Source organism: Streptococcus sp. 5346, from assembly GCF_013277455.1.
In the GTDB taxonomy this organism is placed as follows: Bacteria; Bacillota; Bacilli; order Lactobacillales; family Streptococcaceae; genus Streptococcus.
In genome coordinates this window covers 77,208-101,967 of record NZ_VMMY01000007.1, presented here as the reverse complement: position 1 = coordinate 101,967, position 24,760 = coordinate 77,208, and the positions used below count along the sequence as shown (strand labels likewise).

At 35.5% G+C, this 24,760-nt stretch carries 24 protein-coding genes, 1 tRNA gene and 1 pseudogene; 25 read left to right on the top strand and 1 reads right to left on the bottom strand.

The window, feature by feature from the left end; all coding sequences use genetic code 11:
• The 10 genes from HT732_RS05335 to smc all read left to right on the top strand — a co-directional run bounded on the left by HT732_RS05335 (position 1) and on the right by smc (position 11,401).
• Positions 1-1,563, top strand: coding sequence for a 2-isopropylmalate synthase (locus HT732_RS05335; RefSeq protein WP_173254227.1), 1,563 nt, complete (start codon positions 1-3; stop codon positions 1,561-1,563).
• A gap of 11 nt (positions 1,564-1,574) precedes the next feature.
• Positions 1,575-2,612, top strand: a complete 1,038-nt coding sequence (gene leuB, locus HT732_RS05330; RefSeq protein WP_173254226.1) for a 3-isopropylmalate dehydrogenase — start codon at positions 1,575-1,577, stop codon at positions 2,610-2,612.
• Entirely contained in the window at positions 2,609-2,878 is a 270-nt protein-coding gene (locus HT732_RS05325) for a DUF1294 domain-containing protein (protein ID WP_173254225.1), read from the top strand. Before leuB ends, HT732_RS05325 begins: the two co-directional genes overlap by 4 nt.
• 3 nt (positions 2,879-2,881) lie before the next feature.
• A complete protein-coding gene (gene leuC, locus HT732_RS05320) occupies positions 2,882-4,264 on the top strand; it encodes a 3-isopropylmalate dehydratase large subunit (protein WP_153209992.1) in 1,383 nt (460 codons plus the stop codon).
• Positions 4,265-4,273: 9 nt separating this feature from the next.
• Positions 4,274-4,867: a 3-isopropylmalate dehydratase small subunit gene (gene leuD / locus HT732_RS05315; RefSeq protein ID WP_000410625.1), complete on the top strand. Its 594-nt coding sequence runs from the start codon at positions 4,274-4,276 to the stop codon at positions 4,865-4,867.
• A gap of 27 nt (positions 4,868-4,894) precedes the next feature.
• Positions 4,895-5,674, top strand: a complete 780-nt coding sequence (locus tag HT732_RS05310) for a Sua5/YciO/YrdC/YwlC family protein (protein WP_173254224.1) — start codon at positions 4,895-4,897, stop codon at positions 5,672-5,674.
• Positions 5,675-5,874: 200 nt separating this feature from the next.
• The gene (locus tag HT732_RS05305) at positions 5,875-6,861 is read left to right on the top strand and encodes a GMP reductase (protein WP_173254223.1); all 987 of its coding nucleotides are present in this window, start codon (positions 5,875-5,877) and stop codon (positions 6,859-6,861) included.
• A 66-nt stretch (positions 6,862-6,927) separates the two neighbouring features.
• Positions 6,928-6,999, top strand: a tRNA-Arg gene (locus tag HT732_RS05300).
• Between the two features lie 173 nt (positions 7,000-7,172).
• On the top strand, positions 7,173-7,871 hold the full coding sequence (gene rnc, locus HT732_RS05295) for a ribonuclease III (protein ID WP_000661493.1): 699 nt from the start codon (positions 7,173-7,175) through the stop codon (positions 7,869-7,871).
• Complete coding sequence (gene smc / locus HT732_RS05290) at positions 7,862-11,401, top strand: chromosome segregation protein SMC (RefSeq protein ID WP_173254222.1); 3,540 nt, start codon at positions 7,862-7,864, stop codon at positions 11,399-11,401. Before rnc ends, smc begins: the two co-directional genes overlap by 10 nt.
• Positions 11,402-11,594: 193 nt before the next feature.
• Here the strand turns inward: smc and HT732_RS05285 are convergent, their stop codons facing one another.
• Positions 11,595-12,446: an Rgg/GadR/MutR family transcriptional regulator gene (locus tag HT732_RS05285; protein WP_173254221.1), complete on the bottom strand. Its 852-nt coding sequence runs from the start codon at positions 12,444-12,446 to the stop codon at positions 11,595-11,597.
• Between the two features lie 79 nt (positions 12,447-12,525).
• Between HT732_RS05285 and HT732_RS05280 the strand changes: the two genes are divergently transcribed.
• The 15 genes and pseudogenes from HT732_RS05280 (at position 12,526) to tnpA (ending at position 24,576) form a co-directional block, all read left to right on the top strand.
• Positions 12,526-12,597 carry an SHP2/SHP3 family peptide pheromone gene (locus HT732_RS05280; protein ID WP_142324081.1) on the top strand — a complete coding sequence of 24 codons (72 nt, stop codon included), beginning with the start codon at positions 12,526-12,528 and terminating at the stop codon, positions 12,595-12,597.
• A gap of 933 nt (positions 12,598-13,530) precedes the next feature.
• A complete protein-coding gene (locus HT732_RS05275; RefSeq protein WP_173254220.1) occupies positions 13,531-14,454 on the top strand; it encodes a site-2 protease family protein in 924 nt (307 codons plus the stop codon).
• 5 nt (positions 14,455-14,459) lie between these two features.
• Positions 14,460-16,580, top strand: coding sequence for a hypothetical protein (locus tag HT732_RS05270; RefSeq protein ID WP_173254219.1), 2,121 nt, complete (start codon positions 14,460-14,462; stop codon positions 16,578-16,580).
• A 1-nt stretch (position 16,581) separates the two neighbouring features.
• The gene (locus HT732_RS05265; RefSeq protein WP_173254218.1) at positions 16,582-17,277 is read left to right on the top strand and encodes a lantibiotic dehydratase C-terminal domain-containing protein; all 696 of its coding nucleotides are present in this window, start codon (positions 16,582-16,584) and stop codon (positions 17,275-17,277) included.
• Positions 17,264-18,496 carry a YcaO-like family protein gene (locus HT732_RS05260; protein ID WP_101514494.1) on the top strand — a complete coding sequence of 411 codons (1,233 nt, stop codon included), beginning with the start codon at positions 17,264-17,266 and terminating at the stop codon, positions 18,494-18,496. Before HT732_RS05265 ends, HT732_RS05260 begins: the two co-directional genes overlap by 14 nt.
• 22 nt (positions 18,497-18,518) lie before the next feature.
• Positions 18,519-19,112, top strand: coding sequence for a hypothetical protein (locus HT732_RS05255; RefSeq protein WP_173254217.1), 594 nt, complete (start codon positions 18,519-18,521; stop codon positions 19,110-19,112).
• Positions 19,109-20,590, top strand: coding sequence for a hypothetical protein (locus HT732_RS05250; RefSeq protein ID WP_173254216.1), 1,482 nt, complete (start codon positions 19,109-19,111; stop codon positions 20,588-20,590). The genes HT732_RS05255 and HT732_RS05250 overlap by 4 nt, the downstream gene beginning before the upstream one ends.
• Complete coding sequence (locus HT732_RS05245; protein WP_173254215.1) at positions 20,583-21,197, top strand: hypothetical protein; 615 nt, start codon at positions 20,583-20,585, stop codon at positions 21,195-21,197. The genes HT732_RS05250 and HT732_RS05245 overlap by 8 nt, the downstream gene beginning before the upstream one ends.
• A 9-nt stretch (positions 21,198-21,206) precedes the next feature.
• Positions 21,207-21,911: an ABC transporter ATP-binding protein gene (locus HT732_RS05240; protein ID WP_173254214.1), complete on the top strand. Its 705-nt coding sequence runs from the start codon at positions 21,207-21,209 to the stop codon at positions 21,909-21,911.
• A gap of 3 nt (positions 21,912-21,914) precedes the next feature.
• A complete protein-coding gene (locus tag HT732_RS05235) occupies positions 21,915-22,685 on the top strand; it encodes a hypothetical protein (protein ID WP_173254213.1) in 771 nt (256 codons plus the stop codon).
• 188 nt (positions 22,686-22,873) lie between these two features.
• Positions 22,874-23,047 carry a thiocillin family RiPP gene (locus tag HT732_RS05230; protein ID WP_173254212.1) on the top strand — a complete coding sequence of 58 codons (174 nt, stop codon included), beginning with the start codon at positions 22,874-22,876 and terminating at the stop codon, positions 23,045-23,047.
• Positions 23,048-23,084: 37 nt separating this feature from the next.
• The gene (locus HT732_RS05225; RefSeq protein ID WP_112443757.1) at positions 23,085-23,264 is read left to right on the top strand and encodes a thiocillin family RiPP; all 180 of its coding nucleotides are present in this window, start codon (positions 23,085-23,087) and stop codon (positions 23,262-23,264) included.
• Positions 23,265-23,299: 35 nt separating this feature from the next.
• Positions 23,300-23,503: a thiocillin family RiPP gene (locus tag HT732_RS05220; RefSeq protein WP_049511728.1), complete on the top strand. Its 204-nt coding sequence runs from the start codon at positions 23,300-23,302 to the stop codon at positions 23,501-23,503.
• Between the two features lie 6 nt (positions 23,504-23,509).
• Positions 23,510-23,689 carry a hypothetical protein gene (locus tag HT732_RS05215; protein WP_049511729.1) on the top strand — a complete coding sequence of 60 codons (180 nt, stop codon included), beginning with the start codon at positions 23,510-23,512 and terminating at the stop codon, positions 23,687-23,689.
• A 372-nt stretch (positions 23,690-24,061) separates the two neighbouring features.
• A pseudogene (gene tnpA, locus HT732_RS05210) lies at positions 24,062-24,576 on the top strand (IS200/IS605 family transposase).
• Positions 24,577-24,760: the final 184 nt, after the last annotated feature.

The window sequence follows — 24,760 nt, the reverse complement described above, 5'->3', positions numbered from 1 at the left end:
ATGCGAACAGTTGAATTTCTAGATACCAGCCTTCGGGATGGAGAGCAGACACCTGGTGTTAATTTTTCAATCAAGGAAAAAATTGCCATCGCAAGGCAGCTTGAGAAATGGGGTATTTCAGCCATTGAAGCCGGTTTTCCGGCGGCGAGTCCTGATTCATTTACAGCAGTTCAGGAGATTGCTAAAGTATTGAAGAAAACAGCGGTGACTGGTTTGGCACGCTCTGTCAAGTCTGATATTGATGCATGTTATGAGGCCCTCAAGGATGCCAAGTATCCACAGGTTCACGTCTTTATCGCTACCAGTCCAATTCATCGTAAGTATAAGCTCAATAAGAGCAAGGAAGAGATTCTAGAAGCTATTACGGAGCATGTCTCTTATGCCCGTTCCAAGTTTGAAGTTGTCGAATTCTCTCCTGAAGATGCGACTAGAACAGAGTTGGATTTCCTCTTGCAAGTTGTTCAAACAGCGGTCGATGCAGGGGCGTCTTATATCAATATCCCTGATACGGTTGGATTTACCACACCAGAGGAATATGGGAATATCTTCAAGTATCTGATTGACAATGTTAAAACCGACCGTCAGATTATCTATTCGCCTCACTGTCATGATGATCTTGGAATGGCAGTGGCTAATAGCCTTGCTGCCGTCAAGAATGGGGCAGGACGTGTTGAAGGAACCATCAATGGTATTGGTGAGAGAGCTGGAAATGCTGCTTTGGAAGAAATAGCAGTGGCGCTCAATATTCGCCAAGATTACTACCAAGCAGAAACCAGTATTGTCCTAAATGAGACCATCAATACGTCAGAAATGGTTTCTCGCTTCTCAGGTATCCCAGTTCCTAAAAACAAGGCTGTGGTTGGAGGTAATGCCTTCTCTCACGAATCTGGTATTCACCAAGACGGAGTCCTTAAAAATCCTCTTACTTATGAGATTATCACACCTGAATTGGTCGGTGTTAAGAGTAATAGTCTTCCGCTTGGAAAATTGTCTGGTCGCCATGCCTTTGTTGAGAAACTAAGAGAACTAGCCCTAGACTTTACAGAAGAGGACATCAAACCACTCTTTGCTAAGTTCAAGGCTCTGGCTGATAAGAAACAAGAAATCACAGATGCAGATATTCGAGCGCTGGTCGCTGGAACCATGGTTGAAAACCCAGAAGGCTTCCATTTTGATGATTTACAACTGCAAACCCATGCAGATAATGACATTGAAGCGCTTGTTAGCCTGGCTAATATGGATGGTGAGAAAGTCGAATTTAATGCGACAGGACAAGGTTCTGTTGAGGCTATCTTCAACGCTATTGACAAATTCTTCAATCAATCCGTTCGCTTGGTGTCTTACACTATCGATGCGGTGACGGATGGAATCGATGCCCAAGCTCGGGTCTTGGTCACTGTTGAAAATAGAGATACAGAAACCATCTTTAATGCAGCAGGGCTTGATTTCGATGTGTTGAAGGCTTCGGCTATTGCCTATATAAACGCTAATACCTTTGTTCAAAAAGAAAATGCTGGTGAGATGGGACGCAGTGTTTCCTATCGTGACATGCCTAGTGTGTAAAGGAGAAGGCTATGACAAAGAAAATAGTAGCTCTAGCAGGAGATGGAATTGGCCCAGAAATCATGGAGGCTGGTTTAGAAGTCCTGGAAGCTCTAGCTGAAAAAACAGGTTTTGACTATGAGATTGATAGACGACCTTTTGGAGGTGCAGGTATCGATGCTGCAGGGCATCCCTTACCTGATGAAACCCTCAAAGCATGTAGAGAAGCAGATGCCATTCTCCTAGCTGCTATCGGTAGTCCTCAGTATGATGGGGCAGTGGTTCGGCCTGAACAAGGCTTGCTGGCTCTCCGTAAGGAACTCAGTCTCTATGCTAATATTCGCCCTGTAAAAATCTTTGACAGTCTTAAGCATTTGTCACCTCTTAAACCAGAACGAATTGCTGGTGTAGACTTTGTTGTGGTGCGGGAGTTGACAGGTGGGATTTATTTTGGGGATCATATTCTTGAAGAGAGAAAAGCGCGTGATATCAATGACTATAGCTATGAGGAAGTGGAGCGAATTATTCGCAAAGCCTTTGAAATTGCAAGAAATAGCAGAAAAATCGTTACTAGTATCGATAAGCAAAATGTTCTAGCGACCTCAAAACTCTGGCGGAAAGTAGCTGAGGAAGTTGCGCAGGATTTCCCAGATGTAACCTTGGAACATCAGCTGGTTGACTCAGCTGCTATGCTTATGATTACCAATCCTGCTAAGTTTGATGTTATCGTGACAGAGAATCTTTTCGGAGATATTCTCTCGGATGAATCAAGCGTTCTATCTGGTACACTTGGAGTCATGCCATCAGCCAGTCATTCGGAAAATGGACCAAGTCTTTATGAACCCATTCACGGTTCAGCACCTGATATTGCAGGTCAAGGAATTGCCAATCCTATCTCCATGATTTTATCAGTGGCCATGATGTTGAGAGATAGTTTTGGACGTTATGAGGATGCGGATCGTATCGAGCATGCTATTGAGGCAAGTTTAGCGGCTGGTGTTTTAACAAGAGATATAGGGGGACAGGCTTCGACCAAGGAAATGACGGAAGCTATTATTGCAAGGTTATGAAGTTAGACGAAAAAATTACTCTAGTCCTTTTGATTTGGAATGTCATGGTTTTCTTGATTTATGGCATTGACAAATCTAAGGCAAGGAGAAGAGTTTGGCGCATCCCAGAGAAAATCTTACTCATTTTAGCCTTTACTTGTGGTGGTTTTGGTGCCTGTTTGGCAGGAATCATCTTTCACCATAAGACTCGAAAATGGTATTTTAAAACAGTTTGGTTTCTCGGGATGGTGTCCACACTAGTAGCCTTATATGTTATTTGGAGGTAACGGATGGCAGGAAAATCGATTTTTGATAAATTATGGGACCGTCATGTCATCACAGGAGAAGAGGGGCAGCCGCAACTCATGTATGTGGACCAGCACTATATTCACGAGGTGACCAGTCCTCAGGCTTTTCAAGGATTACGAGACGCAGGACGCAGATTGAGACGACCAGACTTGACATTTGGCACCTTTGACCACAATGTCCCAACGGTTAATATCTATGATATTCGAGATGTGATTTCTAAGGCACAAATTGATAAGCTAGCTGAAAATGTTGAGGAGTTTGGGATTGAACATGCGGCCCACGGTTCTGAAAAACAGGGAATCGTGCACATGGTGGGACCAGAAACTGGACGGACCCAACCAGGAAAATTCATTGTCTGTGGAGACAGCCATACGGCAACCCACGGGGCTTTCGGAGCGATCGCCTTTGGAATTGGAACTAGTGAGGTCGAGCATGTCTTCGCTACCCAGACACTCTGGCAGGTCAAACCCAAGAAAATGTTGGTGGAATTCACTGGAGTTCCTCAAAAAGGAGTTTATTCCAAGGATTTCATTTTAGCCCTGATTGCCAAGTACGGCGTTGCTTGCGGCGTTGGATATGTGGTGGAATATCGGGGACAAGCGATTGATGCACTGAGCATGGAAGAGCGAATGACCATCTGCAATATGTCCATCGAGTTTGGTTCTAAGATGGGAATCATGAATCCGGACCAAACCACCTATGATTATCTCAAGGGACGAGAATGTGTTCCAGAGGACTTTGAAGAGGCTGTGGCGGATTGGAAAACAATTGTCAGTGATGATGATGCTGTTTACGATAAGGTTATCCAGATGGATGTCTCAGACTTGGCTCCCATGGTGACCTGGGGAACTAATCCTGCTATGGGGGTTGACTTTGACAGTAGCTTCCCAGAAATCAAAGATATGAATGATGAACGAGCCTACAATTATATGGACTTGGAACCAGGTCAAAAGCCAGCTGATATTGAACTAGGCTATATCTTTATTGGTTCATGTACCAATGCTCGTCTCAGCGATTTGCAATTGGCTGCGAGATTTGTTAAAGGGAAGAAAATTGCTCCTAATCTAACAGCTATCGTAGTTCCAGGCTCTCGTCCTGTCAAACGAGCTGCTGAGAAGTTGGGCTTGGACAAGGTTTTCCTAGACGCTGGTTTTGAGTGGAGAGACCCAGGTTGTTCTATGTGCCTAGGGATGAATCCTGACAAGGTTCCAGATGGCGTTCACTGCGCCTCAACAAGCAACCGCAACTTTGAAGACAGACAGGGATTTGGTGCTAAAACCCACCTCTGCAGTCCAGCCATGGCAGCAGCAGCAGCTATTGCAGGGCGCTTTGTAGATGTTCGGCAAATGCCAGAAGCCCAGTAAGGAGAGGATATGGAGAAATTTACAGTTTATACGGGAACGACCGTTCCACTCATGAATGATAACATTGATACTGACCAAATCCTTCCCAAGCAGTTTCTCAAGTTAATTGATAAAAAAGGCTTTGGTAAGTACCTCATGTATGCTTGGCGTTATCTGGACGACAAGTATACTGAGGATCCAGACTTTGTCTTTAACCGGCCTGAATATCGGAAAGCTAGTATTCTCATTTCAGGGGATAACTTTGGGGCGGGGTCTTCGAGGGAACACGCAGCTTGGGCTCTAGCGGACTATGGTTTCAAGGTCGTAATTGCAGGATCTTTTGGTGATATTCATTACAATAATGAACTCAATAATGGCATGTTGCCTATTGTACAGCCCAGAGAGGTTCGAGAGAAACTAGCTCAGCTACAACCAAGTGACCAGGTAACTGTGGACTTGGAACAACAAAAAATCATCTCACCAGTTGGAGAATTCACTTTCGAAATTGATAGCGAATGGAAACACAAGCTCTTAAATGGTTTGGATGATATCGGTATTACTTTGCAGTATGAAGATTTGATTGCTGCTTATGAAAAACAACGACCGGCCTACTGGCAGGATTAGAAGAAAAATAGAAAAGGAAATAGAACTATGACAAAACATATTCAATGGAACGGAACACTTTCACAAGAAGGCTATGAAATTTTAAAAGGTGAGGGCGGATGTATCGTTTGCCCTACAAAAGTTGGTTACATCATCATGACTAGCGACAAGGCAGGTCTTGAACGCAAGTTTGCAGCCAAAGAGCGTAACCGTAACAAACCAGGTGTTGTTCTCTGCGGTAGCATGGATGAGCTTCGCACTTTAGCACAACTCAACCCAGAAATTGAAGCCTTCTACCAAAAACATTGGGACGAAGATATTCTTCTTGGTTGTATCCTTCCTTGGAAACCAGAAGCCTTTGAAAAACTAAAAGCATATGGGGATGGCCGTGAAGAACTGATGACTGACGTGCGTGGAACGAGCTGTTTCGTTATCAAGTTTGGTAAAGCTGGTGAACAATTGGCTGCTAAACTTTGGGAAGAAGGCAAGATGGTTTATGCCTCATCAGCTAACCCATCTGGAAAAGGAAACCGTGGTAAGGTAGAAGGTATCGGAGAACGCATCGAAGGAGCTGTTGACCTTGTTATCGAGGCAGACGACTATGTGGCATCAATCCAGCCTGACAAAACGATTGAAACTCGCTATGAACAAGGCGTAATGGTATCAATGGTCGATAAAGAAGGTAAACTCATCCCAGAACAAGGAGGAGCTCGCTCAACTTCACCAGCTCCAGTTGTAATCCGCAAAGGGCTTGACATTGATAAGATTATGATGCACCTGTCAGACACCTTTAACTCATGGGACTACCGTCAGGGAGAGTATTATTAGGATAGAGAAGAAGTGGGGAGAAAATAATCTCTCCTCTTTTTATTGTTATTTACACAATAAAAACCGAACAATATATTTTAATTTATAAAATTATTTGACAAAAACTGTACTTTAGTTTATAATAAATTAAGGAAACGTCGGAAAAGGCGTAGTGATGCGAGAGCATAGGTAGGTCATTACAAAAGAAACGAGACATCGAGATGTTAAATGAATTTCCAATTTTTGATTACGAAGATATTCAATTGATTCCGAATAAATGTGTCATTAAAAGTCGTGCAGAAGCGGATACAAGTGTCACTCTAGGAAATCACACCTTTAAACTACCTGTTGTGCCAGCTAATATGCAGACGATTTTGGATGAAAATGTAGCAGAGCAACTGGCTAAAGGTGGTTATTTCTACATTATGCACCGTTTTGATGAGGCAGGACGTATTCCTTTTATTAAGCGTATGCATGAGCAAGGGCTCATTGCTTCTATCTCTGTCGGCGTTAAGGACTATGAGTATGATTTTGTTAGCCAGCTCAAGGCTGATGCTCCAGAATACATCACGATAGACATTGCTCATGGTCATGCGGATAGCGTGATTTCTATGATTCAACACATCAAGAAAGAATTGCCAGATACCTTTGTCATTGCTGGAAATGTGGGAACACCAGAAGCTGTGCGTGAATTGGAAAATGCTGGTGCAGATGCGACTAAGGTCGGAATCGGTCCTGGTAAGGTTTGTATCACCAAGGTCAAGACTGGTTTTGGTACAGGTGGTTGGCAGTTGGCTGCTCTACGCTGGTGTGCCAAGGCTGCACGTAAACCGATTATCGCTGATGGAGGAATTCGTACTCACGGTGATATTGCCAAGTCTATCCGATTCGGTGCCAGCATGGTCATGATTGGTTCCCTCTTTGCAGGACACGTCGAAAGTCCAGGGAAAACGATTGAAGTCGATGGTGAACAATTCAAAGAGTACTACGGTTCAGCTTCACAATATCAAAAGGGTGCTTACAAAAATGTGGAAGGAAAACGCATCTTGCTTCCTGCCAAAGGTCATCTGCAAGACACTTTAACTGAGATGGAACAAGACCTTCAAAGTGCTATTTCGTATGCAGGTGGACGTCAGGTTGCTGACCTTAAACACGTTGATTATGTAATCGTGAAAAACTCTATCTGGAATGGGGATGCTTCCCACTAAGACGGGCTATATAGCCAGAAAAAAACTTGTTATTAGGGCAAATTTTTGTTATAATAAAACAAGTTTCCACCCTTAGTGTAATGGATATCACGTAAGATTCCGGTTCTTGAGATGGGGGTTCGATTCCCTCAGGGTGGATGTAAACATCCTAAGAAAGCCTTTAGTAGGGCTTTTTTCTTTTTTCTGACCCAAATTTGCTTCTATCTCTGTCTAAAGAATTCCCAAATGCTCTCCAGTCCCGTTTTAAAGTGACTCAGGGGGCTTTTTTTGATATAATAAAAAGGACTGTTATCAGTTAGAAAGAGGTTGGTATGAAAGAATTACAAACTGTACTAAAGAACCATTTTGCAATCGAATTTGCAGACAAAAATTTACTGGAAACTGCCTTTACTCATACGAGTTATGCCAATGAGCACCGCCTCTTAAAAATTTCACACAATGAGCGCTTGGAATTTTTAGGAGACGCTGTTCTACAGTTATTGATTTCAGAATATCTGTATAAAAAATATCCTAAAAAGCCTGAGGGTGACCTGTCTAAACTACGTGCCATGATTGTCCGCGAGGAGAGTTTGGCTGGTTTTGCGCGTGATTGCCAGTTTGACCAGTTTATAAAACTTGGTAAAGGAGAAGAAAAATCTGGTGGTCGCAATCGTGACACCATTCTTGGTGATGCCTTTGAAGCCTTTCTCGGTGCCCTCCTTTTGGACAAGGATGTGACCAAGGTCAAGGAATTTATCTATCAAGTCATGATTCCTAAGGTTGAAGCAGGCGAATTTGAGATGATTACAGACTACAAAACCCATCTCCAAGAGTTACTTCAGGTCAATGGCGATGTGGCTATTCGTTATCAGGTGATTTCTGAAACGGGTCCTGCCCACGATAAGGTCTTTGATGTAGAAGTTCTTGTTGAAGGTAAGAGCATTGGTCAAGGCCAAGGTCGTTCTAAGAAATTAGCAGAGCAGGAAGCTGCCAAAAATGCCGTTGAGAAAGGGCTGGATTCATGTATTTAAAGGAAATCGAAATTCAGGGATTCAAGTCTTTTGCTGACAAGACTAAGGTCGTCTTTGACCAAGGTGTGACGGCAGTTGTTGGACCCAATGGTTCTGGAAAGTCCAATATTACAGAAAGTCTTCGTTGGGCCTTGGGGGAATCAAGTGTTAAGAGTCTCCGTGGTGGCAAGATGCCGGATGTTATCTTTGCTGGAACAGAAAGTCGCAAACCGCTCAATTATGCTTCTGTAGTTGTGACTTTGGATAATAATGACGGATTTATCAAGGATGCAGGCCAAGAAATCAGGGTAGAACGCCATATCTATCGTAGTGGTGATAGCGAATACAAGATTGACGGCAAGAAAGTCCGTCTGCGTGATATTCACGATCTTTTCTTGGATACAGGTTTGGGACGAGATTCCTTCTCTATCATTTCCCAAGGGAAGGTTGAGGAGATTTTCAACTCCAAGCCTGAGGAACGGAGAGCTATTTTTGAAGAAGCTGCTGGAGTTTTGAAATACAAGACTCGTAGAAAAGAGACTGAGAGCAAATTGCAACAAACTCAAGATAATCTAGACCGCTTAGAGGATATTATCTACGAATTGGATAATCAAATCAAGCCTCTTGAGAAACAAGCTGAGAACGCCCGTAAGTTTTTAGATTTGGAAGGTCAACGCAAGGCTATTTATTTAGACGTGCTGGTTGCTCAAATCAAGGAAAATAAGGCTGAACTAGAGGCGACAGAAGAAGAGTTGGCTCAGGTTCAGGAACTTTTGACGAGCTACTACCAAAAGCGTGAAAAATTAGAAGAAGAAAATCAGAATCTCAAGAAGCAACGCCAAGATTTACAGGCTGAAATGGCCAAAGATCAGGGCAGTTTGATGGACTTGACCAGTCTGATTAGTGATTTAGAGAGAAAATTAGCACTATCGAAACTGGAATCTGAGCAAGTAGCCCTGAATCAACAGGAAGCACAAGCTCGTTTGGATACTTTAGAGGATAAGAGAAATTCACTCAGCCAAGAAAAATCCGATAAAGAAAGCTCTTTAACTCTGTTAGAGGAAAATATAGTCCAAAATAATCAAAAACTCAATCGACTAGAAGCTGAATTGCTAGCTTTTTCAGATGATCCTGATCAGATGATTGAGCTCTTACGTGAACGCTTTGTGGCGCTTTTACAGGAAGAAGCGGATGTCTCAAACCAACTGACTCGTATTGAGAATGAGTTGGAAAATAGTCGTCAGCTTTCTCAAAAACAAGCAGATCAACTAGAAAAGCTGAAAGAACAGCTGGCTACAGCTAAAGAGAAGGCTGGTCAGCAAGAGGCGGAGCTTGAAACTGCCAAGGAGCAGGTTCAGAAATTATTGGCCGACTACCAAGCTATTGCCAAGGAGCAAGAGGATCAGAAAACTTCCTATCAAGCTCAACAAAGTCAACTCTTTGACCGTCTGGATAGTCTCAAAAACAAGCAGGCTAGAGCCCAAAGTTTGGAAAACATCCTGAGAAATCATAGTAACTTTTATGCAGGTGTTAAGAGTGTTCTCCAAGAGAAAGATCGTCTTGGCGGTATTATTGGAGCAGTCAGTGAGCATCTGACCTTTGATGTGCATTATCAAACTGCCCTAGAAATTGCGCTTGGAGCCAGCAGTCAGCATATCATCGTAGAAGATGAAAACGCGGCAACCAAGGCGATTGATTTCCTTAAACGAAACAGGGCTGGTCGTGCAACCTTCCTTCCGTTGACAACGATCAAGGCGCGTACGATTTCTAGTCAGAACCAAGATGCTATTGCCGCAAGTCCGGGATTTCTGGGTATGGCTGATGAGCTGGTGACATTCGATACTAGACTGGAAGCTATTTTCAAGAATTTGCTAGCCACGACGGCCATATTTGATACAGTAGAACATGCGCGTGCGGCAGCTCGTCAAGTTCGTTATCAGGTTCGTATGGTAACCCTTGATGGGACGGAGTTGCGCACAGGTGGTTCCTATGCAGGTGGAGCCAATCGCCAGAATAATAGCATTTTCATCAAACCAGAACTGGAGCAATTACAAAAAGAAATTGCTGAAGAAGAAGCCAGCTTGCGTACAGATGAAGCGAGTTTGAAGGCCTTGCAAGATGAGATGGTTTCATTGACAGAAAGATCAGAAGCCATCAAATCTCAGGGAGAGCAGGCTCGTATTCAGGAGCAGGGCTTATCCCTCGCTTATCAGCAGACCAGTCAGCAAGTTGAGGAACTAGAAACTCTTTGGAAACTCCAAGAAGAGGAATTAAATCGTCTTTCTGACGGAGATTGGCAAGCAGATAAGGAAAAATGCCAAGAGCGTCTTGCTACCATCGTCAGTGATAAGCAAAGTCTGGAAGCTGAGATTGAAGAGATTAAGTCTAACAAAAATGCCATCCAAGAACGCTATCAAAACTTGCAAGAACAGGTAGCGCAAGCTCGTTTACTTAAGACAGAACTGCAAGGGCAAAAACGTTATGAAGTTGCTGATATTGAACGTTTAGGCAAGGAATTGGACAATTTAGATATCGAACAAGAGGAAATCCAGCGTCTTCTTCAAGAAAAGGTTGACAATCTTGAGAAAGTTGATACGGATTTGCTCAGTCAGCAGGCCGAAGAAACTAAAATGAAAAAAACAAATCTTCAACAAGGTTTGATTCGCAAGCAGTTTGAATTAGATGATATTGAAGGCCAGCTGGATGATATTTCCAGTCATTTGGATCAGGCCCGCCAGCAGAATGAGGAGTGGATTCGTAAGCAAACACGTGCTGAAGCTAAGAAAGAAAAGGTCAGCGAGCGCTTACGCCATTTACAAAGCCAATTAACAGACCAGTATCAGATTAGCTATACTGAAGCACTAGAAAAGGCACATGAGTTGGAAAATCTCAATCTGGCAGAGCAAGAGGTGCAGGATTTAGAGAAGGCTATTCGCTCACTGGGTCCTGTCAATTTGGAAGCTATTGACCAGTACGAAGAAGTCCACAACCGTTTGGATTTCCTAAATAGCCAGAGAGATGATATTTTGTCAGCGAAAAATCTGCTCCTTGAGACCATTACAGAGATGAATGATGAGGTCAAGGAACGCTTTAAATCAACCTTTGAAGCTATTCGTGAGTCCTTTAAAGTGACCTTCAAACAGATGTTTGGCGGAGGTCAGGCAGACTTGATATTGACTGAGGGCGACCTTTTAACAGCTGGTGTGGAGATTTCTGTTCAACCTCCAGGTAAGAAAATCCAGTCGCTTAACCTCATGAGTGGTGGTGAAAAAGCCTTATCAGCTCTAGCTTTGCTTTTTTCTATCATTCGAGTTAAGACTATCCCATTTGTTATCTTGGATGAGGTGGAAGCTGCGCTGGATGAAGCCAATGTTAAACGTTTTGGGGATTACCTCAATCGATTTGACAAGGACAGCCAATTTATCGTCGTAACCCACCGTAAGGGAACCATGGCAGCGGCTGATTCCATCTATGGAGTGACCATGCAAGAATCAGGTGTCTCAAAAATTGTCTCGGTTAAGTTAAAAGATTTAGAAAGTATTGAAGGATGACAATTAAACTAGTAGCAACAGAAATCGGAATAAGTAAATTGATACAATAGCATATAAAGAAAGCCTTGAAATTTAGCTAATTTCAGGGCTTTTTAACTGTCTATTGCTATCAGGGTAAAATCATTAGAGATGTTGTGAGTTTATGGAGACACCCTTGATTTGTAAAATGTTAAATAGTAGAGAATCATTTTATCTATTCTTTGTTTACCAGTTTATCGAAATGGCTAGTATAGTGTAATTTTAACTTGTCTTCTCCTAAAATATCAAGCACTTGTATGGCCTGTTTCATTTTTTCAATTCCGCTATCTGAATGACGTTTAAATTCAAAGTAACCAGTTGCATAGAGAAAAACTGTCTGTTCATAAAAGTTTAATTCATTATCTAATAATGCTTTTATTTCGGTGATTAGACAAGTACAGTTTGAAAATTCTTCCTTATCTACGCTAAGAATTAGACAATTGATGGCCAATTGAGTGACAATTCGCTTATTTGTTTTATTCAACGAAGAGTAGATGTAATTGTTCAACATTTCCTTTGTTAATAGGAAGTAGGAGTTGTAGTTTATTGTTCGTACACAGTTACCTAATAAAGTGATTTCATAGTAACCCCATTTTTCAACTTTAAAGAGATAATCTGTCAATTGAAGTAATTCTTTATTTGATGGAATAATGCTGGAATCCATTGTATGTAGAATGGATTTTATCATTGTTTTCTCGAAAGAATTTAAAGTGTAATGTGATGAGTCAGAAAGTAGAGCAGCTATATTTTTGATGTTATGTGATGAATATTGCTTACGAATATATTGAACCAAATTAGCGAATAATTCAGCATTAGTATAATCTTCATTATGTAAAATAAGAAACTCATCTAAAGTAATGTGTAATTTGTCTAAAATATTGATAAGTCGAATACAAGATATCTCTGATTCCCCACGTTCGAATCTAGATATTTGAGATTTTGAAAGGTGTTCATCTGCTACAGAGCATAGACTAATTTGTTTTCCTTTACGAACTTTTCTAAGTGTGATGCCAAGTTTTGATTTCATAATTTCCCATTTTCCCAACAAAAATTAAATCCGTTTTTATTTATTGTACAATAAATAAAAACGGAAAGGAAGTCCGAGTATGAAGAAAATTTCAAAATTTTTGACGATTTTGGTTTTGGTGATGGATATTATTATAATTGTTGGTGGGTAAAATGCTTAAGTGTACACTTAAGTCTTTAGATACTCTAAAGACTTAAGATTTTATAGATACATAGTATGAAATACAGAGATAAATTTACATAATATCAATTTATTTTAGGTACATTTTATAGAATAAAATACGGTATTTATAATTTGGGAGGTTTTAATTGAAAAAACAGAATTTATTTAAAATATCAAATAATGTACAAGAGTATTCGAATGCTTTTAAAACTATGGGTTTAAATTTTCAAGGAGAAATTCCTGTTTTTGTTGACCACAAAAGAGAAGATTTACTTCATAATATTAAGCGAATTAACAACGAATATTCCGAATGCTATAAAACAACGCTAATTTACCAATTTCTTTGCAGACGCCTATTTATCTTGGTAGAGAGGAAGAATTGAACAACAAATGGCTCACTAAGAGAATATTTCTCAAAGAAAACTGATTTATCCGATATCTCTTATGAGTATTTGAACAAGACATTATATGATATCAATTACAGACAACGGAAATATTGGTTTACCGAATTGAATGTTAAGTTTTAATAGATTTTTTAAAGTGAATATGTAACTTATTCTTATAATTTTGCTAAAAAATGAACAATATTCTTAATATGTAATTTAAAGCATGGTAAAATCAGAGGTGAATTATTCACAACCGAATCGATTTATGAAGGATACCAATCAAAATTCAGAAGTACATGTTACAATAGGGACAGTTGCTTTATGGTTATTCATAAAATTGTGATATGTTTTTTTCAGTGATAGAAAATTATTACTGTGTGATAAAATCATGATTAATTGAAATTCTAGCTACGTATTGGTATTTTTAATAATTATCCGTAAATTAAGAATAAATGAATTTGTAGCAACTTAAAGAAAGTATAATATTTGAGCTCCGGCAGTAGCTAACTGTACTAAATATCAAGTAAGGACTATCAATGTTAATAAACCCAAATTTTAAAATAGAGGATTTAGGAGAAAATCAGTTGTTTTTTATCAATAAAAATAAGGGTACAGGATACTATGTTGATAATATTAATTTAAGCAGGCTAAGAAAACTTGAAGAGCAAGGAATTTTTTTACAACCTTTGAAAAAAATTGGTTATTATATAGAAGAAAATATGAATATTCCCATTGCAAAATTAAGTTGGACTAATAACCTTTACCCTAATTGTAATTTATCCAGTAATACCGTTTTTTATTTGCTTATATCAATGTTTATGATTTTCCTTAGCGTTTTAGCATTAACAGTTATGAAATTTCCATTACCAGATATAAATAATCTCAAAATGGAGGGGATTGGGTATGTATATATATTAGTGATATTTTATACTGGTATATATTTGATACATGAAAACTTTCATATTATTGTAGCAAGGTTACAAGGGATTGAGGTAAAAAAAATAGGGTTTAAGTTTAAATATTACATTTTTCCAATTGCTTTTGTAAAAATTTTGCCAACAGGCAAGGATAGAGTTAGAGCTAATATCGCTTTAGCTGGAAATGTTGCAGATTTATTACTATTAATAATTTATTATTTTATTTGCTTGATATCAAAGAATGTTTATTTTTATTACGTACTTTTTTTTCAATTTGGTTTAGCATTTTGGAACTACAATATTTTATTGCCAACAGATTTTCATTTATTTTTAATATCATACTTTAAAAGACGTAATTTTAGAAGCAAAGCGCTTAATTACACAAAAGATTTCTTTTTCCACCCTTCATTCGAAAAGATTACAAAGATAACTAAGACGAATGTCATATATCTATTATATGGTGGTGCTACAACATTTTTTTTTATTTATATCTATTTCAGTTTATTTTGGATGGCATATACATATATAATTAAAGGAGGGTGATGCTATTGTATTTTAAAAGAGAATCATTATTTAATAATAGTGATAAGGAAAAGCTTATAGATATTGACACTGACTATTTTAAAAAAATAAAAAAAATTGAAAACAAATTGGATTCCATAACAAATGAACTATTAACCGTTTTGAATGTTGAAATGCAATCATTTTATGAAATTAATAATAAGATTGCTTTGAAGAAGCTGATGAAGTTGAAGAGAAGTATAAAACAAAATAAGAAAATTAAGCAAAATTTTAGCTCATTTAAAGAGATTGATACTTTAATCAGAAAAAGAGAAATTTATAAAGAAAAACTTGTTTCTTTAACGAATCAGCTAGAGGAAATTTTTCAAAAAAGAATAAATAATTATGATTTTTTTATGAATGATCCCTTATTTGTTAGAGCCTTAAATTACACGAATAGAGATTTTTTTGAAGAATTAAATAAAAATAAGAGAGATAAGGCGATATTAAGCATAAGAAAAGAGAAAAGCTTGTATAACTATATTCAAAGAGCAACAGTTAAATGTAGCCCTCTATCTTATTTCGGTACAACTGTATTTGAGGGAGATGGTTTAGACAAAATTGACAGTTTTAATAATAATAATATTTACATCACAATATTATTATTTGCTCTATCTAATATACATAGTACAAAGTATAAATTAAGATATAGATTCGGTCCATTGATTGAGGATAGAGGTAAGATGTTTATTTTACACGAGAAATATTTTCTATCTAGTCAGCACAAACCATGGATATTAAAAAGGGAAGATAGAGCATACCATAACTCCTTAATACGGTTATTTAAAATTATGTTTAATAATAATGACTCAGTTTATGGTGAATATATTGAAGATATGTTAAAAGATAGTCCTTTTTTTGACTTTGATTTTTTAGTTTCATCTGAATTAATTTATATAGACTTTAATTATTATTTGAAGAATCCTCAAAATCTGCTAACCCTATTGTATAACGATAAAATGTTTAGTGATAAAAAAAATCTGCTTAATTATTTGAGAGGCGAAGTCAATCCTGATATGGAGCAGATGATAAAAAAAGAGTTTCATGAGGTACTTAATTTTATTGACAATAGATCAATAAAAAAAAGATTTAAAGATTTTATAACTCGCGTCCCCCTTATTTACCATAATTCTTATTCATTAGGTAATGTCGACAAAGAATTCAATATAGAAGTTGAATGTTTTAAGGATTTTATTGAGGAAAATACTTTATCAAAGCTCTACACAACTTGTATGGTTCAAGTATCAAGTAAGTTTGGAAATACAAATGTATTAGAACTGTTAAACTATATAAATGATCACTTTAAAGAACTAATTACTCACACAAAACCTAGTATTACCTATTCTGATGTAAAAAAAAGCCTATTAGTTTTTTTTCAAAAAACCAATGATGGGATGATTTTAGAAAATAATTTAAATATAGGAGTAGGGGTTCTTTCAAGAGAATTGTCATACTTGAAATCTTATAACTTTGATATTTTTCAAAAGTATCATGAGAATATTCAAAAGTTGTTCAATAATGAAGCGGAGGTGTATGAATTAGTGATAGATTCTGAAAGTTCAAATAACCTTCGTGAAAGTTTTTCTAATTTTCCGAAGCTTTATTGGCCATATGATATTAAATATTTAAGTTTTCATATTGATGATAATAGATTACAATTTTTATTTAAAGGTAAGCCTATTAATCTTATTTATACTGGTGCGGTTCCTTATCATTTATTTTTTGGAACTAAACGTTTATTGCTAGAAATTATTCACCCGTATAAAGTGAACTATGAAAGAATGAAAAAAAGTAATGATGAAAAGAGGAAGAAGAAGGTTTTATCTAGAAACTATTTTCAAAATATTAGTAATAAAACAAATTTTGAATTTTATCTATTTATTCATAATTTTTTTGAGGAGAATAAACTACCAAAAGAATTTTTTTTAACGGAAAAATCTTCTTTTAGGAATAACAAACCAGTTTGGTTTTCACTTGATTCTTCAAACTCTTTAACTATTTTAAAAACTATTCTAGATAAGAGGGATTACGACTTACATGTAGCTCTTCCCAATAGTTTTGAAAGTAAGACAACAGAATATGTAGCTTGGTTAATAGAAGGTTATTAGTATGTGGTACAGTTTTCATATTTATGGTATAGAAGCAATAAATTTTTTCAAAACTATTTCAAATGATAAATATAAATCAATAAAAAAATTTTTTATTTATTATATGGATGTGGAAGGATTTCATGTTCGTTTGAGAATCTTTTTAGAAAATAAAAATAAGAAAAATGTGATTTTCAATGATTTATCAAAAGATTTTAATGAGTACATTATTTTAGAAAAGTTATATGATCCTGAATACAATATTTTAGGAGAAAAGCTAGATACTTATGAGGAGTATTCTGCCATCTTGTCTAGAGATATTATTGAAAAAAATATATATAAACCGTCTTTTAACTTTATTAAAATAGCGATTTTTAATTTTGTTTCTGAAATTTTAGCAGATGATACACTATATTTTTTAGAAAAATATATAGATTTTTGGAAAGGTTCTTTCTTTATAAGAAAATTTCACTCAGTTGTTTCAAATTTCAATGAGGATTGTGGAGATTTGGATTATTTTGAAATACTGAATCAATATTGGATTAAGGAAGCTGAGGCTATCCGGAATAATTTGGATTATGAAAGTATCAACAGATCATTACTATTTAAAATTTGTCATATGACTTTTAATAAATTAGGGTACACAATTGTTGATGAAGTAAATCTTTTTGAGGAAATTTTAAATGAACACCAGGGAGTAAAACATGGAAGGTATTAATATTCAACATAAAGAATTGATTTCACCTAGAGGAATTAAAGGTGATGTGAGACTATTTTTAAGTAGAGTGTCAACAAAAGGATATCCTGAGCTTCCTTCCTCTATGTCAGGGGCTGGAACAAGCCCATTTAATGATAAAGACAGAGGGATATTTCTTTCAGAGATGGAAGCTATTGAACGTATAGCGAATAGTATAAGTACCAGTCGTTGTCTTGTATCTGATGCAGAGTCTCTAGGTGATTTGGCAGCAGATATGGATGAATTTCCTACTATTTCAAAAATAAGCGAGCCAGCTTCCATTAATAATGAATTTAGCTCTAAGAAGCTATTGCGATGGGTACAATCTATTGAGATACAAAGTAAAAGTCGGAAATATATCCCATTAGAATTCGTTTGTTTATACACAAATCGCCTATTTAATGGGGAGGGCATTACCAATCCTATATCAACTGGTATGTCCGTACATGATACTTATACACTTGCTATTTTGAATGGAATTTATGAAGTGATTGAAAGGGATGCGATTGCTTTAACATGGTTATTGCAGTATCCTGGGAAAAGAATAACCAATAAGCCATATGGATTAGATTTTAATGTTTTTGATAATGAGTTTTTGGGAAATACAGAGTTATATGATGTCTCAACGATTGACGGAATATATACATTTTGCTTAAAAGCCAAGAGTTATCATAATCAAAATATTTCTACAGTGTTGATGTTTGCTACTCATATTAATCCGATGGAAGCATTAAAAAAACTAAAAAAGGAATTAATTTCAGTAATCTATAGTATGGTTGAATCTAGTAAATTTTTCCCAGATATTATTAATCAGAATTATAATGATTTTGTCTCTGTGGAGCAAGGTGGCTTATATATGGCTCATCAAAAAAATCAGGATTATTTTAACTTTTTTAATACAGCTCAAGAAATTGTTTTTGATGAAAAGTTCAATAATATATTTGAGAATGAGGGTGAAGAACTAAAATATATCAAAGGTCTGTTGAAAAATAGAAGTATTTATGTTACAGACTTAACAAATCGTGAATGTAGAGAGAGGGGCATAAAAGCTGTTAAAGTAAATATTCCATCTCTGCAACCGATTTCATTTGTTCATAGAAGTAGATTTTTATGTCATAAACGCATAAAAGAGTATTCAATAGAGAAGTTGGGTCATTATGAATTTGAAAAACTGAACTTAATGCCCCTACCCTTTTCGTAGTAGAAAGTGAGAGCAATCATTTATGAAAATTATCGTTTCGGGAATCAGTACTGTACTTAATGAATTTTATAATGAAGCACAGAAAGTGTTTACTAATCAAGGTGATACCGTTTTGTATGAAGCTTATAAAATTGAAAAAAACTATTATAATAGTGACATATTGTTTCTTGTTTTTGATGGTATGCCATTAAATTTTTTTGAAAATCAGAGTATTTATAGTACTGGGATTATCATTCCGATTTTTATAGACTCTAGTAAATTTTACGTAGGCGGAATATTAAAGCAGTCTTATCATAAAGGGGAAGTTTGTGGGAAATGTATGCTTGGTAGAATGAAAGAATTTATTGGTGTTAGTCCGATGTATGATTGTATTTTTTCTCAAACTAATTTCAATCCAGTAATGGTTAGAAAAATAACTATTTATAATTTTATGAGAAGTCTTTTCTCATATATTATAAAATCAAACAACAAATTATGTCAAAACATCTTAGTATATTCTTTTGATATGAATACTTTTTTTACAAGTTATCAGATAGGATATACCAAGTGTCCTAATTGTGATTTTAATGATTATAACCAAATTGATAAATTATTCGATGAAATGGAGTTCTTATGATAAGCTTTTTTAATGATCCTATGGTAAAGTTCCCCAAGTATCCGTTCTTGTTGCCAACTATTTCTATTTTTGAAGATTCAGGTTATATTTTTTATGGTTCTGTTGATGGGCCATTTAAACTTAATGGTAAGAAAACATATGAAGTTGTTTCAAAGATTATACCCTTAATCCGAAAGAAACATACTGTTTTTGAAATTATAGAAAAAACGTCTTTATCTGAAGATGTTGTATTCAAATTTCTACAGATTTTGTATATAAAATCATGTCTAGTAGATTATGTAGAGTATGAAAGGTTGAGTTTAAATGATAAAAATCTGCTGACTTCCTTGTCTCATCATAAGAATTATCGTTCCCTAGCTGATTATAAAGTCTCTTTAGAAAAAAGAAATATTTTTATTTCATCTCACTTTCAAAAACTTGTTTCCCGATTAGCTGCCCTGCTTACGGAGGTAGGCTTTAAGATTATAGATTCAGTCAATGAAATAGATAATGATACATTGATTTTATGTATTAACAATACTACAATTATTGAAAATTACTACCAAAATAATGAAGTGATTTATTTTGGTATTCAACGAGACTATTTACAAGTTGGTCCAGTTTTTTTTGATAAGGCAGTAAAACCGTCAATGTATATGCCAGACATTGATAGTAACAGTTTTATTAATGAATTGAATTGGTGTAGTCAAATAGCATCTATGATTATTAGTTTTTTTATGGAATGTAGCCAAACAATTCCTGTAGATCGATTTTATATTATTGATGCTAATGGAGAACTAAGTAGTACTACGAAAATTCCTTATTTTAAGAATTTTACTGGTGTAAATAAAATTGTAGCTGAATATGAAGATTCTTGTAAATTTCTTGCAACTAAATATCTTAATAAAAATAATCATTTGGTTCACTATAAAGATTCTAATTTAAAGCTAACATTTAACAATAATACTTCAAGTTTTTGGGAGAAGTTGCCTGTTGAACAAAAATTTAAATCTTCTAACATTGATAACTTTATAAAGAGTATTACTGATTTTAAAGAAAATAGTAATAAAAAATTTAGTCCAACTGGTGGCGGTCTAAATTCAACATTGTTATATATCATAAATTATGATGATGATGAGCTGTATGGCAGAGGAATCTATTATTATTCAAATATAGATAAATCCTATTATAGAATTAACGATAAAGTGGACAATCCGAGTATGGAGGAAATTGTTCGACATGATTCGCATCAGTATAAGTGTATTATCGTACCTGTAAGTGATATATCTGTTATTGCATCTAAATACAATGAATTCGCTTTTAAAGTTGCAAACTTGAATCTTGGAGTAGCTCTATCTTATATTTTTGAAAAAGCAAGTTCAAGTAACGTTTTGGTAGATATTATATTTGAATTTGATGAGGAGCAATTGCTAAAATGTTTTTCAACGACTAATAATAGTGAAAGTATTGGATATGCAGTGGGGATAAAAAATGATTAAAAAAATTGTACAAGAAACTAGAGTTTCTCTTGATAAAAAAAGATTATTACAGTCATGCTTGTTTGAAGATAATTATGTAAATATTGGAGAACGATCTTTAAACTCAAGGGAATCTTTTAGAGAGTTTTCTAAGAATGTAGCTCCAAAATCTACTTTAGAAGATCTAATGCATTATTATGAACATTTCAAACAAAACCTTTCTCTATTTTCTTTGAGTGAAGATGATGTAAGCTTTTGTTTCGTAGATAATAAATCAATGATTTCTAGAGAGAAAAAAATTTATAAAATTATTAATAATAATGTTGAAGAAATTATATCAGAAAGTTTGATTACTAAAGATTCGCTATATATACAAGAAGAAATGCACAATGCAACGGTTGTTATCTTTTTCTTGTGGAATACTCAAAATTTGGAAAACGTTGATACAGTTTTTTACAAGGATATTCTCTTTATCAGCGGATTTCTTGGACATCAGTTATCAATTTTAGCTACTCGAAAAGAAACTAGAGGAACAGTTTTTGCGGGAATTACACTTGTTGAATTTTATGGTCTGACTAAGAATTCTTTGAATACCCAAATGCCAGTTTTCGCGTTTGCAGTAGAATAGGGGATAAAAATGGAAAAATTAGTTATATCTAATGTTGTTAAATCATACAAAGACACAGTTGCTTTAAGGGATGTGAATCTAGAATTGGAAAAAGGTAAGAGGTATTTTTTACTTGGAAAAAACGGATCCGGAAAATCTACTTTAATTGATTGTATCGCAGGGCATATAAGCTATACGGGCAGTATTACTTATAATAAAAAGGTTCAATTTTATAGAGAAATAGCTTATCAACCTCAGCATTTTAATATACTAGAAAATTTGAAAGTGTCAGAAGTAATCAATTTTTTTAAATCTTCGGTCTCGTCGTATCGGTTTGATCAGGAGCTCTATAATTTTCTTGAGATTGCTAATATTTTAAAGAAAAAGGTGAAATCTTTATCAGGTGGACAGCGTAAATCCCTATCAATATTCATTTCATTAGTAATGAATAAGAAAATTGTAATTTTGGATGAACCATTTTCAGAGTTGGATTTTGAAAAGAAAAAAGAACTCAATCAGTACTTATCCCAAAATTATCTTGATAAATTATTCATTGTTATCAGTCATGAATTAGAGGATATGCAGTTATTCACGAGTGATTTGATAATTTTAGATAATGGTAATGTCAAGTGTTGTGGAGACTATAATAATCTGTTCTCTAACTATAAAGTAAATACCATAGAAGATTTATATTTGGCAGTTACTGGGAAGACAATATATGAAAAGAGGATTTAAATATTGAAAAAAATATTACAGATGATTAAGTTTAGTTTTTTAGAAAATATGAGAAACTATGGAATCATTATCGGTTCAATTATTCCATCTACTATATTTTTAATTGTTGGTCTAGCAATTAAAAATATATTAAATAACACAGATATTATAAGTTTGTTACTCTATGGGCAATTTTTACCTATGAGTTTGATGCTACTCGTTTTATCATTCTCTTTCACTTTAAACATTAGTAGTTTTACAGAAAAAAGACAAACAAATTTTTTTAATTTTTTATCACATACTGATGTTAGTAATCTAGAATTTTATATTGGTACTTTTGTAGCTATGCTCTTGTTGTTTAATGTATTCCAATTACCTCTTTTACTTTTGTTCTTATCAATAGTGAAAAATATGTATACTCACATTATCCATCTTAGTATTGCTTCAAATATTATTTTTATAGTGATGTATCCATTAGGAATATTAATTTCCTTATTTATTAAGAGTATGTCTAAAGTTAATGCAATCATGACACCTGTAAATTTGATATTGATGTTTTCAATCTCAATGCCAACTTTATTCGCTAGTTTATTAGGAAAGGAAGTCACGATATTTTACACGTATCTTTTTTGGAATCCTCTGATAATTTTGAATGATTTTATTTTATTTGAAATGAATATAAGTGAAAAAATGTGGTTATCCAAAGAACTCTCTCTCTTTTTATTGTTTATCTTGTTTTTTGTATTCACTTTAGTGGCTTATTGTTTGGAAAAAAGAAGAATTCAGGAAATTTGAAAATATCCCCTATTAAAAAATAACTTATCTTACGATATAAATGTCCCCCGGTACTAGCAGGTTAAATTCTATTTTAACCTGCTAGTACCGGGGGGGATTAAAAATACGTGAATTGTAATTGAGAGCGGTGATAATCTTATGCAACAGTTAATGTATTTTTAAATTATAAAGAGAGGAGAAATAGAATAATGGAACATATTCTTGAAGAAATAAATCCATTTATTACTGAAGAACTTTTTTTGGAAGAACAGTTAGAAATGGATAATATGGCAGCTTCATTTGGCACTTTTAGCTCAGCAAGTTCAGGTTCTTGTCCAGCATCAACGTTTGCTACAGCTTCGTCAGCTTCTAGTTGTGGGTAATAATGACATCAGTAAAATATTTTAGAAAGGGATAAAAATGGAAAATATTATTGATATTGAATCAGTAAGTTCAACGGACCTTTTTGTAGAGGAACAGTTGGAAATGGATAATATGGCTGGAACATGGGGTTCTGCTTCAACATTTTCCTCTGCATCGACTTTTGGAGGTTGTGCAGCTACTGCTTCAAGCGGAGGCAGTGCATCGTCCTTCGGTTAGTTTGCATAATTTATCATAGAAAAAGGGTATTCAAAATGGAAAATATTTATAACACTACTATCTCTACTATTAATCCCAGTGTTATGGAAGATGTTTATATAGAAGAGCAATTTGATGAAGCGGAGTTAGCAGGTTTCACTACTGCGGGTTCATTTGCGACTGGAGGTAGCTTTGCATGTGCTGGTAGTTGCGGTAGCTCTATATCATCTGCTTCCTCAGTATCTACTGCAGGTGACTAATCTATTATGAAAAAAACATTTAGAACTCTAACGAGTGGGTTTGGAAATACAGATGATGTTATTCGACTAAGGCTTGACATAACTTCCTCTAAGGGGTTTATAAAAAAGGGGGTTGAAGTAAAAGCTATTGTTGATGATCAAACTGGAGAAGTTAGATTATTTGTGGATCCAGACATGCTTAGGTAGCAATAACTAAATAAATATCTCCCCCTGGTTTGGCTACTTGAAGGTATTGCTTTGGTTTCTCTAATTATTTAATAGCTTTATTAAATAATTTTGTTGTTAAACTGTAAATTCAACTTTGAGGCTGGGCAAAAACTCAACTTCAGGAGAAAATGAAGTAAATCTTTCCACAGTAAAATGCATAGTATTAAGGTTTTTAACACTTGATATTATGCGTTTTTTTGATTATGTGACTATTAGTCCGTCTCGCTCCGCTAGGTGCGAGACAAATAAACCACCCGCTATGCGGGTGCGCGTCGAAGGTTATACCCCAAAAACTCCAAACGCGATACAATAAAGGTGTTCAAGCCAATTGTAAAGCGAAAGGAGAAAAATATGGCACAAAAGGCACATAGTTTATCGCACACAAAGTGGCACTGTAAGTTCACATTGTGTTCACCCCTAAGTATAGACGAAAAGTAATCTATAATCAATATCGAAGTAGTTTAGGAGAAATATTTCATCGCTTGTGTAGTTATAAAGGAGTTGAAATTATCGAGGATCACTTAATGCCAGAGCATGTACATATGTTAGTAAGTATTCCACCAAGGATAAGTGTTTCAAGTTTCATGGGGTATTTAAAAGGCAAAAGTGCACTCATGATGTTTGACAAACACGCCAACCTCAAGTATAGGTTTGGGGATCGGCATTTTGGGGCGGAAGGTTATTATGTGAGTACGGTTGGACTCAATGAAGCCACAATTAAGAAATATATTCAAGATTAAAGAAATTATCCAGTGGATGATTTCTTCACGAGTATGAAAATTTGAGAACGAGTAAAGCATGATATAGCACTAGATAAATTAAGTGTAAAAGAATATGAGGATCCCTTTAGGGATAGTGGTAAGTAATACTAAAGCTTCTTTGGGAGGCAAGTGACGAGTCAAGAGCAATAAGGCTTGAACAACGTGAAAGCAGCCAGCGTCTTTAGGCGCTGGCTGGTAATTTGGGCTTATAGCCCTGGTTCAAACCACCCGTTAGACGGGTGGTCATGATTTTTATTAGATTAATTTCAACTTTTATTGGCGGTGGAAG